The organism is Paenibacillus sp. FSL H3-0321 (genome assembly GCF_038002865.1).
In the GTDB taxonomy this organism is placed as follows: domain Bacteria; phylum Bacillota; class Bacilli; order Paenibacillales; family Paenibacillaceae; genus Paenibacillus_AQ.
This window is the reverse complement of the sequence record NZ_JBBODH010000001.1, coordinates 6301327-6314921: the sequence shown is the minus strand read 5'-3', so window position 1 is coordinate 6314921 and position 13595 is coordinate 6301327. Positions and strand designations below refer to the sequence as shown.

Sequence of the window (13595 nt, the reverse complement as noted above, 5' to 3'; positions counted from 1 at the left end):
GAATGCACAAAAACGCCCCTGAATGAATTCAGGGACGATTATTATCGCGGTACCACCCTGGTTATCGCCCTGCCCATATGCATGGGACAACTGCTGGCGATCGCCTTGTCGCGGCTGTTAACGGGCGCCCCCGGCGGGATTGTCCCCGCACTCCGAAATCAGCTTTCTGCCGGCCTGTCTTCCGGATTCTCGCAGCCATTACGAATCTATTCGTAACGGAATCCGTTCTCTGAGGGAGCCATGCTCCGGCGTACTTCATTTCATCAACGTTTTATCCGATTTGCATTTTAACATTTCAAGTATAGCCAGTGCCCCTAAATCTGTCAATCTCGGAGGGCAAACGGCTGATGGAAACTTCCCAGTCTATATTGTATAATCGCTCACTTTGCACAACCAAACCATGTGAACCGAATCCGGTCCCCAATAATCCTTAACCACCTTATACGGCTTGCCAAATTTCTGCAGCCATTTTGCCTGCGCACGTTGGTAGCCACTGTCTAGGCAAAACTGCCCAATCCCTTGCTTTCCTAGATATGCCATCAATTCCTTAATCAGCCTCGAGCCTACACCGAGACCCTGATAGCTTGGCAAAACGTATAAGCTTCCTAGCTCTCCCACATCATCAAGTTGATTTCCGGTGCATGAGCGAATATCCTCGTCGCAGGGTGCAAATGAAATCGTGCCGACAACCGTCCCATCTATTTTAGCAACAAGGAAGTATATAGTCGTATTCGCGGGGTTCAGAAAGGCATCAACCATTTGTTTTTTATTGTCAACTTCATGTTGAATGTCCTCCTGCAAATGCCCTAGTCCCTCCTTATCGAAGGCATCTGAAATTGAAGATTTAAAAAGCTCAGATACAAGTCGTCTATCGCCTTGAGTGAGCGTATGTATGGTTAACTGATTAGTCCTAGCCATTGTAAAAATCACCTCTATATTAAAATAACACTTCTATGTTATACAAATGCCCAAATTAACCCACTCCATATATTTCTCTAATATATAGATTCGATGTAATATTTACCCATTTGGTCGAGGACGTAACTACGGTGAATATTTGGACTTCCGGCCGCTGTAGTCGTAAGAATTTCTTGATTGTACCCGCTATATGCGGTGGAAATCCGGTAACAAAGGCGGTCGCTATCGCTCCTACAGTTCCAAATTTCCCCTCCGCTAACAAAGAAAGCAACCTTTCGCGCCCATAGTAAAATAGCACTACACTTGAAGTATTGCTGTTGGTGTCAATGGTTCCTATTCTCTTTTCCATGCTTAAAGGCAGTAATTATGTATGTAGAGCCATCCTCAGATGGCTCATAGGAAACGATATAACGATCAATACGAATATAGTAAGTGTCTTTATAAGTTTTTGACGGAAACAACTTTCCTGACCGAATCACCTTTTCTTCAATCCGCATGAATAGCTTTAATTTATACTCTGCTGTTTCCTGTGGTGAGAAGTGGATGCTTTCGATCTTGGAAAGCTCTGTGCCGCACTTTTAGTCCAGACTACCTGCATTATAGTTCTCCGTTTCTTATCATATCGATCATTTGCTTAGAAGAAATTATTGAACCATGCATAATATCCCGTTTGGACTCTCGGATCATTTCTGCAATTTCAGGATCAGCATCAAGCTCAGCAATTTGCGCAGCCGAAAGAGCATCTGAGTTGTCCTGAGACTGGATTAATTCAAACACTTCATATTCTGTGTCATTGATTACAATTACAGGCTTCTGACGGTCATTCATAAAAGAACGATACACTTTACCGCTCTTATCCTTTAATTCCAGATACATGTTCTTCAACTCCTTTGTTCAATATTATACCCTGAATTCAGATACACGGATACAACGTCATGATATAGCATAAGACTGATAATCCCAATGTAGTACATGTAGTAATCATGTAGTAACGCCGATTTTCACTCTGGTTAACACTATATAAGACCCCATAACACACCAAAAGACCCCCGCCCCATGCTTCGGGAGCAAGAGGCCGCAGGTTCAAATCCTGTCGTCTCGACCATATTACAATGCCGGAACCCTTAATCTATAAGGGTTTTATTTGTTTAGGATTTATAAATATCATCTCAACTTATTAGATACATATAAAAACTGGTGTCAGACTGGTGTCCTTTAGTAAAATAAAGCGTTTTGAGCAATGTATATTTATACACTTCAGTTCTAACATATCAGTACTGGTGATATTACTGAGGAAGGTGAAACCCCAACACTTTTATAGGGTCTTGAAATTCTTACTCCACTTGACACTCCCGACGATTGATTCGATTGTGTTATTCAAGGTGATTTTTTCAGATACTTTTACGGCGTTCGTTTAGAACGACTGTAGAAGTGACGTCCAAACGAATTAATCTTCCCGTTTGTTTCTTGCGTTGGGTAACCGACAAAGTTTCGAACCAATCTAGGACTCGCTGGAACCTGCGTACCCGAACTCACTTCAAGAAAAATTTATCATCTTATTATGAGATTCACCTAGAGTTTCATTTAGCATTAGGTCACAAGTGGCCTAGTATAGCTTTAATAAACCTTGTTTGCAGCATAAAAGGAAGAACAAGAAGTTTGTACAAATCTTGATCTGTGCTTATCTGATTTCCTTTAAAATATAGAAAAATAATAAGCGACAATATGCTCCAATAGACCAATTCTGTGTCATCAAGTACAATTCCAACTTGATTTAAATAAACTTTATCTGTTTTTCTTTTCCATACGATGTAAGCTGAGGAAACAGAAATTGAAACAAAATAACCAATAGATTTATTAATATAAACCACTTATGTTGGTTCAAATTAAAAAGGCTATCTATTTTTAATAGGAACAATATAATCAACAATTTTATTAAAACTGGAATAATAGTGATCTCAGTGAAAACCCGAATTATTGATATTGTATCTCTATTATTTTTTTATCAAAAACCCTAATAGCAATGTACCACAATATTAATAATGGGAAGGCGTATATAATTGTATCCACAGTGGCTTTAAGGAATTCGAAATCTGATGAAACAAAAGTTAAAACAAAGAAACAAAACCAAGCAGCAAGAAAAAAGCGTGCCAAATATCTCATTGTAGTTTCATCATCATTAAGTGACAGTAACATATTCTTGAAAATATCTAAGATCAGTTTGAGAGAGCGTTTATTATTTTTTTAACCTTCTATCGAGTCAATTTCTTCAGCAGGAGGACTAGTTTGACCGTAAACGGGGAAAATCTCACTGTATTTTCTTTTATACCAGCCAATTGTTTTTTCTTCTCTCTTGACAACCCAAACTCTTTCAATGCGATAACCAACAAATGAATGATTTACTAACGTAGCAAAAAGCCAAATCAAGAACATCAAAAACGAAAAAGCATAAATATATGATTGATACGGAATCAGAATTTCTACATTTTCATTTAAGAAAAGGAATTTTTTGGCCAGCAATTCGCTTAAAGTTATTAAGGATAGTCCTCCACCTACTAGCGTCAATCCGGTAACTGTTACGAAACATATACGAAAGCATTCACAAAGCAAGCGTAACACGGGATTTAATCGATCCATTTTATATTTCCAATCATAATGTTTAAATAGAAGGGATCTATGTTCTTTAATTTTAGATGAAAAAGATTCCTTTAAAGCCAGAAAAGAACTCCACAAAAAATCATTATTATCTTGGTTCGGCTCACTTTTATATGTTCTATAAGCACTTTTCAATGCATTTGCTTGTACAATTACTTGCGTGTTAGACTCTAAAAAGAGCGGTGACTTAGCTCCGGCGAGCTTCTTAATAAAGAATTCAAGTGCTCTCATTCGAGATTGAGAATGCTTTTCTGAGATAATAAGTTCCATTTCAGAAAGCAATGGTCCACAGACTTCTTTTAAATTTAATTCTGTCTTTGCAAGGAAAATTTCATGTAATTTCTGAGACCGGTTTAATATATATGTTATAAACCACCCCAATACAACCACAATTGCAGATACTAATGGTATCAAATCCTTAAGTGTGTATTCGTGAATTGTTTCTTTCACAATATCTTCTCCCTATTCCTGATAAGAATATTAATGCTCTGACGTTTATTTTTTCTTATACACGGCGTAGATCGCTGCCTTCACCAGCTTGTGGTATTTGTAAACCGTCAACGTAGTAGAAAGTTATTCCTCTCAAAACTGCATTTCCTTCGGAGTTTGCCCCATTTACTTTTACCGTGTCAACCGCTGCCAGCGCCAAATCGTGACCTTATGCCGGTCCTCAATAATTCCCGTTTTGTGCTATATCCGGATCTTAGAGAAGGTGAAATGAACCCTGTGAATGATACAGTGTTGCTTATCAGCTTTCGAGCATGTCTCTTGGAATGCAGCATCAAGTCCCGGCAGCCCGTTATTTACACTGAGAAGTACCTTCTGAGTTCAACGCTGCTAGAGGTATTTAACATAATCTTCCAGTAATTTGCGCTCTGTTGCCGTCCAAATTGTATCATTTTGCAAAGAATGCTTCCCATATCTCCCTCTTTTAAATTAGACTTCAGGAAATAGCTTTTTAATCTCCTGTTCTGCAGAAGCAGAATATCCGACAGATTCGTAATATTTCGTGTCTTTGATAATCTGTTTTGCTCGGTTAATACGATTTTGTTTATCTTGCGAATCATTCCAATTGTAAGAGAGAGATTCCACCGTGTGATAAACGTATGCTTTAAATCCCGTGCACCAAATAAAAGACAAATCCGTAATACAGTTTTCTAACTCATAGGAAGAAAAGTGGTTATTATTTTGCCTATTCCAATATTTCATCAATCGAACTAAGGGCTTAATATAGTTATAGTTATCTGTGTTTTTTCTCGTTAATTTTTGATTGAAAGTATTAGGAGTAGTACGCATCCACTCTGTATAGCTCGAACTTGGAGATGGAATGTAAATATCCCCGAACCAGTCCTTCTGAGCAGGCACCAGTTCAAACTTAATATGCTGCAACTCTAAAACCATGGTAGGATGCGACTGCTTGATCTCCGATCGAGAATAATAGTATTCTGCGAATAGCTTCAAGTGGTTTAATAATGTCTGAGGTTTATATTTATTAGGATTCGTGAAAATAACCATGTAATCAACATCAGATCGAGCGTCAGCTTCCCTGGGAAGCATTGTTCCACGGGTATAAGAACCAAATGCAAAGTGGTCATTTAATTGACCACTAAAATATGCGCCAACTCTAGACTTAATCGTTGAAACGGAAGAATCGATCTTCACTTTTTCCGAATCCCTTAAAATCAATTGATACGCCAGTGATTCCAGGTATGACTGCACACTCATTTTTAAAGATCCCCTTTTTTATTATTGTATTTTAAAATTCATGTTACCGAAATGGACAGCCGGAAGTGGTACAATCATTCATCTCCCAGCTTGTCCTTCCTAAACAAATGTACTTTCATCAAGTCATCTGGCAGTCACTCATTTCCTCGTTTACACTCTTCATGAGATCATCATCTTTATCTCTGGAAAGCCAATACAACATATTTGGAACCAAATTAATATCGCATCGTTTTTGAAAGATAAAATCTTGAAACTCTCTGCAAGTTTGCTGAATGTTCGTACTCTGATCGCGACCGCATGCTTCATAAGCATTCTTAACATCACGTCCTAAACGTTCACAACTCGCAGCTCTTCTCCAATGATCCCTACTTGTTTCAATTCCATGAAGAAAAATAGACAAAGATGGAATTATAAATGTGAGAATATACGTCCCTAAATCTATTTTGTATCCAACCAGGATTGTTACTCCTAAATAAACAACTGTCAAAAAAGCAACAATTATGGCATACCGCTTCCTTAGAGTAGTATCCCAAACCAAATTGGTACGTTGAGCCAACAAAACATTTAAAGTTTTAGTGGGCGCATTCTGTCCAACGTACCAATTTTTTAACTTATTAAGATCACCTTTAAATTTCCGCTTTGCTTTTTTTAACACCTCGGACTGAATTTGATTCCCAACTAATGATCTATGCCAAGGTAGATCAAATAATCGGGTGTCAAATTCCTCTTGGATGATTGCTGCTATTTTGACATATTCTTTCTCTTGATCCAACAAAAATAATCGGGAAACTAACGTCCAGATACCTGTCAGAACAGGCAGAGCCCAAAGCAGGGTTAACTTAATTTGAGGAAAGTAGCTAACCAAGTACCCTGCAACTAACGCCATAATAAAATTACCAAGCACACGAATTCTATGAACCTTTTTAGCCTTATTGTAGTAAAAACGCATCACTATTAATAACTCTATAGACTTGTTGTCATTCTGTATTTCAAACATTTACTCCACCTCCTGCCCATAAGCTGGAAACTCACTTCCAAAAACCTCGATCCAATGATCTAGAGCTTCTTCTTGATCACCGTCCTCAGCCGCTTGAATAGCGCTAGCAGCATATTCTTCCGCCTTCTTAGCCGCCGCTGAGATTTTCATTTGCGTTGTAAAGTCCAAGGTATTGAGATTCCCTTGAATACCTTTAGGATCTTGGCAATCCAAGTAGATGGAATTTTGAAGATCTGCAAAGAAGCCCTTTAGTGATTCTTCTGTCGCCCCTAAAAAATATTTACTGTCAAAATAGTTAAGAGCGAGATTTTCAAGCAGGTAGGAACTAATGGTCGGCATGCTGCGATTTTTATTCCAATACTTAATTAGCCGAATCAGTTTTAGCACTTTACCATTGTGTTTAGCGTTGATTGAGGTGGTTCGTGAGGCATCGATCCGAGGGTCCGTTTCTTTCCACTTTCCATTCCCATCAGGAATGAGGTATACAGTCTTGCCATAGGCGTCGGGTGCGGTAATGAAAGCAGGGGCAATATCAAAGTTCCAAGAGTAAGATTTTAACTTAAGCGTGGCAACCTCTTGGTTTCGCCCAATATCCGCCTGATCATACTGCGGTACATTAGATAATGCAGAAACTATTTTATTAATAAATTTTCTTGAATTGAGTTCCCCATTATCGCAGAGTTTATAGAGGTTGCTTGCCGTTGAAGGTACAGTAATTATAATATCGGTATGACTCGTTGTTGGCGTATACCAAGCCCCGTCAGCAGAGAAGACCAACAGAAAATCAATATCGTCCAAAGGACGAGTTTTCGTTCGTCGACTGAAGGATCCCATTTGAACATCATTCTCTGCTTCATAAATATTAGGGAAGCCATCTACTGAACCAGGGAAAGATTCTAATTTTCCTACCAACCAACTACGACTGCTTCGTGCGCTGCTTGTCACAGTTGGATCTAGATCTACAATAGTTTTTGAAAAATGCCCAAAAGCTTTGCTAACAGTTTTGATTGTTTCTTTTTCAGCTACTGACATAGGTATCCCTGCTCTCATCAATTTTTTTAAAATTTTTTTGAAAATAGCAGGGTTTAGGTAGATGATGTCGTATATATACATAACATAGCACTGTTATACATATGTACTGGGGCTTGGACAATCCTTGCCTGCACCTGCTATCTTCACTATTTAGTTTTAGTAGGCGCAATAAAAATGAAAAACAAGCTAATGTGTTGGCGCACATAGCTTGTTTTTCATTTTTCCAGAGTTACACCTTTAAATGGCGTCTTGCTGCTCGTTTTCACGTTAATGAATCGCCCCGTAATGCGGTCACGCTCCACATAGTGACCACTTGAGGTTTTGGTCTGACTTCTGTATTTAACCGCGCCAATGCGATAGCCTTGATTGGTATTCTTAGCCATGGGAATTCCCTCCTCTCTTTTTGGATAATGATAGGATATATTATAAACCCGCCATTCGTCAATATCATATTTTTTTATAATAAATAAGAAAAAAAGTTTGCGATACTCAACTTACCAATCATTCTAATACATAAAATTTTATTCATATACGATCGAATTTCTATTTTTTATCTTTTGTTTCTAGCAGAAACACTATATTATAAAAACTATAAAACTAAAAATAACTATATAGTCTTATACGATAAGGAGGTGGGAAAATATCTTTGAACAAAAAGTGTATGCATTGATGGGACAAAGGATTCGTACGTATCGAGAAAAAAAAGAATGGACACAAGATGTATTAGGTGAAAAAGTTCGACTTACACGATCATCAATTGCGAATATCGAATTAGGTAAACAAAAAGTTCCACTATCAACGATCTATCTTATCGCACATACTTTACAAGTTGAGATTTTCGACATTCTTCCTTCCATGAAAGAAATAACAACAGATGATATCAATCTAATAGATCATTTAGTTAACACAGATGAATTTACAGATGAACAATTATCTTGGGTTTCTGGAATTATTAAGAAGGGCTTAAACGAGGGATAAAATTATGAATAGAATTAAGTGGGCAGAAAAAAAAGCTTATCAATTACTAGAAGAGTATCAAATTAATGACTTTCCTATACCTTTAGAAGATATTGTAGAACGTTTAAACGTAAAATTAATAAGAGAATTCTTAGAAGATACTGTTTCAGGACTTTTATATCGTACAAGTACGAATACAATTATTGGTGTAAATTCTTATCATTCGGATAAAAGACAACGTTTCACGGTTGCACATGAAATAGGTCATTTGATTATGCATGAGGGAGACCCTGTGCATATTGATTTACAAGTAAATTTTAGAATGAAGAATTCATTATCGACTGATATGCGAGAAGTTGAAGCAAATGCGTTTGCGGCTGCACTTTTAATGCCTGAAAATTTAGTTCGAGAAGCGATACAAGAGATGAATGAAGGCATCGATTTATCTTGTGATTTGAATGATTCAGAAGAAGACTCTAAAATTAGAGAACTATCAGAGCGATTTCAAGTAAGTCAACATTCTTTATTGATTCGTTTAGGGAAACTTGGACTCATATACTAATTTAATAAATAAAAAAAGTAGTTCAAAATTATATTTGGACTACTTTTTTTGTGTAAGAAAATATTTAAATAACTATCTTTTTACTTCTAGGTTCTTAGTATGCAAGTTAGAATTCACTCGAAAATGAAACCCATTATTGGAATCAATAAGAACTTTCATTGTAAATCAAGTAATCTGGGTAGGAGTTTGATCCGTTTTAAACTGGATGTGTATTTTGATGTCAAGATCAGTAAATTTATTAATAAGTATTTATGTGTTAACCGATATTTAATTTAAAATAATAGTGGGGGATTTTTTGGTGCAGATAATTTTCGATTCTATTTTATCGTTCTTTCTCAGTGGTATGATAAATATTGACAACGCCATTCCTTTGTATTTTATAAAAGTTCCAGTTTTATATGCATTTTTAGTGTTTTTTTGGATACTCCTATTAGTTTTATATGAGGGTCTTCTTAGAGGGATATCAAGTCTGGTAGATTTTATATATTTAAATTCAAGAAAAAATAAATCTGTATCTATAATCCGTATACTATCAGAATGGTATTATCTATTTGATAAACTTATATATTTTCTTTCCCCACATTTGTTCTCATATGACTACTCTGATGATAATATTCTAAAAAAATCAAATATCCTAAGCCCAATAGTATTATATAGAACTGTTTTTTCTTATATTTACAGTATGTTTGTAGTAAATAAAAAAAATTTGCTTATTTGGGCAATTATTTTGATATATTTCAACCCACCTTTATTACAGCATATTGTAGAACTCTTTAATACCATTAAATGGTCAGACATTCTTCATTCTGTTAGAACAATCGAATTCAAGAAAATTAATGATTTTTTAAGCTTTATGTCTTTATTATTATCAATTATTGTAATTTTGTTATTAACCATCTCTACTTTTAGATGGAGAGCAAAGAAAAAAATAAGAGAAGAAAAATTTGAAAAGGTAATTAAGTACCAAGAGCAAATTGAAGAACTTCTTTGTATTATTTTATTTAAGTCTAGGAATAACATTGACCGTTTTAACAAAATGATAAAACACTGGCCAGATATGTATGGTCAAATAATCACTGGCACAGAGAAGTATCACTTAGTGGAGGGTACTCTAAAATTTCAAAATTCGAGTTATATTCCCATCACCACTGTAGATGAAATAATTAGGAATTTGGAATCTTTTCGCAATAATATAGAGCAGATAAATGAAATATTAAAAAACATATCTGATTCACGACTAAAATCTGTATTTGTTCAGGTCAATAAATCTATACAATATGAATCCTTAGAACTCGGCCTTTATAGTAGAACCTATTTAAACATGGATTTAATTGAGAGGGATACTTTTAAAGACCAATTAGACCACAGATTAAAAAATTTAAGAATGCTTTGTGATAAATTTTCTAAATTCCGAGAGGTAAAAAGTGGTTGGTTGAGTGCAGAAGATTATGAGCTAGAATACAATAAATTTGGTAGTTCATTTTCATTAAAAGAAATAGTTAAGTATGCTGAAGAAGAATTACTAGAAGCAATGTTAGACTTTGATCAATTTCTCCATCGTAAGTTAGAGGACGCAATATTTAGCACCATAATACTTGAAGAATATATTCATACTTCTCAACGTAATACTAGGTCCAATCTCTTTGAATTATTACTTAGTTTATTCACAAAATAAATAGATTTTTTCGGGACGAACTCTCTTGTGCATTTCGCTTAGAGCGAGCCACTGCTCGCCGATAAGTGGCGTTTGGTGAGCTGTCATCCCAAGTTAATTGCGCCGCCGATATTGACCTGGAAGATCCGAATTTCGAAGCAACAAGCCTTCTGCCCATTTGTTACCTATGCCCGATCAAAAATGGCCATTATCTCTTCTCAGCGGAATCCGATAAGCTACCTCACAATCGTGGCGTGATTGTGCTCAACTAATATATTCATCCCAGTTTTTGACCTCTTAACTAATGTATCTGGAATTGCATTCTATCCTCAAATATATAATATCCCAACTATTAAATCCATTTTTTCGGGTTGGTTCCATTATCTCACAAAAAACCTCTTACAATTTGCTGCGTATAGCTCACAAATAGTATGATTTATGTTTAACAGGTCAATGACAAAATAGAAAAACGAGAAGAGAAACGCTCCACTAAGTGGCTTGGTACATCTCACTCTCGTCTGTTTATTATACGCATTATATTGAATTTCAGCTAAAAAGCAGTTAAAACAAAGTCAATTCTTCCAAATGCTCATTTTTTTGGGAAAGCGGCCGGTATTCATCATCGACATATAAAAACGATTGGGGTGCAGTGAATGGAAAATCAAAACTTTTCGGATCTATTGGCGTTGCATATTTTTTAACTTCACCAATTTTAATTGCAAAAGCCTCACTTCGGTGGTCAAAATACTCCTTGAAGAAGCTATGTGTTATACCAGAATAATTATTAGTAAGACTCCATATGCTCTCAGGATTATCATGGAGAATGCTATCAATGCTGAATTCTCCGACAATTTTCCCTTCTGGTCTTGTAGCATAGATGATTACCTTGTTGACCTTTTGTTTAAATATAGACTTTCTATACTCATACTTTTTTTCATTACTAAATATTTTTTCAACAAATTCAGGTTTAATTGATAATAAAACGTTCATTGGCACCACCAGATTCAAGTATTTTTTCAAACCATTCATCATTAAGTCTAAAAAAGCCCCAATATCCTCCATCTACTCCTAATTCCAATAACGTACCTCTTGTTAATCTTCTCGTCAATGCAAGATTATAAGTCATCCTAATTACGTATAGCTTTTGCGAGTACTCGTGGACTAGTTCCTCATTGGAATATACACTATAGGCGCTACAATAAGCCAAATAATCCTCTATGCTTTTAAAGCTACTAATTGAACGAATTTCTTCAACGACACAAACAGAAGTTGCTACAGATCGATAGTATGCCTTTCCAGGTGTATCCGATGTCCGATAAATTATTATTATATCACCGTTTCTTATATTTGAAACTGCAGGTATTCCTGAGAGGTACACTTTATGTATACTATTTGTATGTGATACATCCTCAATAACATCAAAGCGCTCATTGTTTAGGATTGAATCGGGAAAAAGACGAGTATGAAACTCCGGATATATACTAAGTAAAAATTTACTTTTCTCACCCTTTTTTATTAACGGATAATCTAGCACAACATCTCCTGTGGGGTAACTGAACGTTTTTCTAAAAACCATTTCGTCACTTCCAACTTTGTAACCATGATGATAAAATCCATACTTTTCAAAGTGTTTAATCAAACCTCTATGTTTCTCAAAAATTGTAACGTACAAATCATTACAGTCATATTGCATAGCGTAATCAAGTGCCTTCTTAATAAAGCGTTCACCCATTCTCGTCCCATGAGCATCAATTTTCATTGTACCTATTTTTAATCTTCTATCCTTTGTCAGATTTGGATGAACATCCTTTACTTCTTCATCCTCTATTTTTAAATACATAAAGGCTACAATGGTGCTATCATCATTATCAAAAACAAAGGCCTCTTGCTCATGTTTTCGATAAAACCATTCTTCAAACCCAGGGTAATCAGCTTTGAGCGAGTCAAAAAAAACATCATTTAAATCAATGTCTTTAAATTTTTTCACTTTAATAAGATTATTCTCTGTATCACGACGCATATAAAATCCCGTCCCTTTATCATAGTGTAAATGTAAATTAACAAACCTTACAAGGAATCAAAAGCAATTCTTGAAAAACAGCTCAGATCTGAAAAGTCACCATTTGTAACGTCAAATAAAAGGATGGGGACTTTCAATAATTCAGAGATTTTTTTAGCATACTCTATTTCTGAATCTTGAAATCTTTCAAGTAAATCATTCTCGTATTCAATGGAATCTCTCTCAGCCAGTCTACTTTTTATGCTGGCGATAGAATCGAACAAAACGACTATAGCTCTAGGAGACATTGCTAGAAATGTTGACTCAGGGATATTTATTATTTTTTTATGGGTATTTAGAAGACAAAAGTGACCATCTAAAAAAAACGACTCATTAAACGCCGTATTGAGTTGAATTGATTGTATAAGTTGATCTTGATTAGTATCTATTGATTCAATAAATTTATTTGCTGTAAAATCTTGTTCCTTTGACATTGCTATCAACTTGCTTGCAGAGTAGCTCCTAATTCCTAGATGACAGGAAATTTTCTCAGTCAAATAACTCTTTCCAACTCCGTGAATTCCCCCTATAAATACAATTTTCTTCACAATTCCCTTCCTTTCTTGAACTCACGAATTAATGTATAGTAATATTTTACTATTGGGTATTATTTTCTACAAGAACAAAAAATCTCCAGTCAATTATCTGGTGTTATTTCAATAATGAGAATCTCACCCTTAATAAACTCAAGTCACTCAGGGCCTTATAATTGCGCTTAAGAAAAAAGTTCAAGAAAAAATAAAAAGAATCTGCAAGTAAAGGAGAAAAGCAATTGGTGAGTTATTGAATATACATACAATAAGTAGAATATTAATTATGCATACTTGGTGTCACAGTTGGTGTCCGAATAGAAAAAAACACCCCGAAATACGGAGTGCTAACTAGGAATTCAAATTGCTTAAACCCTTACTACATAAGCATTCAGAGCATTACCTCATAACACTCAGGAGGGTCACCCTTACTTCGGGAGTAAGAGGCCGCAGGTTCAAATCCTGTCGTCTCGACCATACATAAAGGCTAAAGTGGACTGTCCCAT

General features: G+C 35.7%; 13 protein-coding genes. 3 read left to right on the top strand and 10 right to left on the bottom strand.

The window, feature by feature from the left end:
* Positions 1–363: 363 nt before the first annotated feature.
* The 7 genes from MHI45_RS28070 to MHI45_RS28040 all read right to left on the bottom strand — a co-directional run bounded on the left by MHI45_RS28070 (position 364) and on the right by MHI45_RS28040 (position 7710).
* Entirely contained in the window at positions 364–918 is a 555-nt protein-coding gene (locus MHI45_RS28070) for a GNAT family N-acetyltransferase (protein WP_083675942.1), read from the bottom strand.
* 597 nt (positions 919–1515) lie between these two features.
* Complete coding sequence (locus MHI45_RS28065; RefSeq protein WP_076114244.1) at positions 1516–1794, bottom strand: hypothetical protein; 279 nt, start codon at positions 1792–1794, stop codon at positions 1516–1518.
* A 1368-nt stretch (positions 1795–3162) separates the two neighbouring features.
* Positions 3163–4023, bottom strand: a complete 861-nt coding sequence (locus MHI45_RS28060) for a hypothetical protein (protein ID WP_076114245.1) — start codon at positions 4021–4023, stop codon at positions 3163–3165.
* A 486-nt stretch (positions 4024–4509) separates the two neighbouring features.
* Positions 4510–5298 (bottom strand): SMODS domain-containing nucleotidyltransferase, encoded by a 789-nt coding sequence (locus MHI45_RS28055; protein ID WP_076114246.1) that lies wholly within the window; start codon positions 5296–5298, stop codon positions 4510–4512.
* A 118-nt stretch (positions 5299–5416) separates the two neighbouring features.
* Positions 5417–6295, bottom strand: coding sequence for an S-4TM family putative pore-forming effector (locus MHI45_RS28050; RefSeq protein ID WP_076114247.1), 879 nt, complete (start codon positions 6293–6295; stop codon positions 5417–5419).
* Positions 6296–7327 carry a hypothetical protein gene (locus MHI45_RS28045; RefSeq protein ID WP_076114253.1) on the bottom strand — a complete coding sequence of 344 codons (1032 nt, stop codon included), beginning with the start codon at positions 7325–7327 and terminating at the stop codon, positions 6296–6298.
* Between the two features lie 215 nt (positions 7328–7542).
* Positions 7543–7710, bottom strand: coding sequence for a hypothetical protein (locus MHI45_RS28040; RefSeq protein ID WP_179091880.1), 168 nt, complete (start codon positions 7708–7710; stop codon positions 7543–7545).
* A 286-nt stretch (positions 7711–7996) separates the two neighbouring features.
* Here MHI45_RS28040 and MHI45_RS28035 point away from each other — a divergent pair, with 286 nt between their 5' ends.
* The 3 genes from MHI45_RS28035 to MHI45_RS28025 all read left to right on the top strand — a co-directional run bounded on the left by MHI45_RS28035 (position 7997) and on the right by MHI45_RS28025 (position 10521).
* Positions 7997–8305: a helix-turn-helix transcriptional regulator gene (locus MHI45_RS28035; RefSeq protein ID WP_144024496.1), complete on the top strand. Its 309-nt coding sequence runs from the start codon at positions 7997–7999 to the stop codon at positions 8303–8305.
* Between the two features lie 4 nt (positions 8306–8309).
* A complete protein-coding gene (locus MHI45_RS28030) occupies positions 8310–8846 on the top strand; it encodes an ImmA/IrrE family metallo-endopeptidase (protein WP_076114249.1) in 537 nt (178 codons plus the stop codon).
* A 298-nt stretch (positions 8847–9144) separates the two neighbouring features.
* Positions 9145–10521 (top strand): hypothetical protein, encoded by a 1377-nt coding sequence (locus tag MHI45_RS28025; RefSeq protein ID WP_341119775.1) that lies wholly within the window; start codon positions 9145–9147, stop codon positions 10519–10521.
* A gap of 540 nt (positions 10522–11061) precedes the next feature.
* Here the strand turns inward: MHI45_RS28025 and MHI45_RS28020 are convergent.
* Genes MHI45_RS28020 through MHI45_RS28010 form a run of 3 tightly spaced genes read right to left on the bottom strand, consistent with a single transcriptional unit; the run spans position 11062 to position 13107 of the window.
* Complete coding sequence (locus MHI45_RS28020; protein ID WP_076113578.1) at positions 11062–11490, bottom strand: ASCH domain-containing protein; 429 nt, start codon at positions 11488–11490, stop codon at positions 11062–11064.
* Complete coding sequence (locus MHI45_RS28015) at positions 11468–12520, bottom strand: GNAT family N-acetyltransferase (protein WP_076113579.1); 1053 nt, start codon at positions 12518–12520, stop codon at positions 11468–11470. Before MHI45_RS28015 ends, MHI45_RS28020 begins: the two co-directional genes overlap by 23 nt.
* Positions 12521–12567: 47 nt before the next feature.
* Positions 12568–13107 carry an ATP-binding protein gene (locus tag MHI45_RS28010; protein ID WP_076113580.1) on the bottom strand — a complete coding sequence of 180 codons (540 nt, stop codon included), beginning with the start codon at positions 13105–13107 and terminating at the stop codon, positions 12568–12570.
* Positions 13108–13595 lie beyond the last annotated feature (488 nt).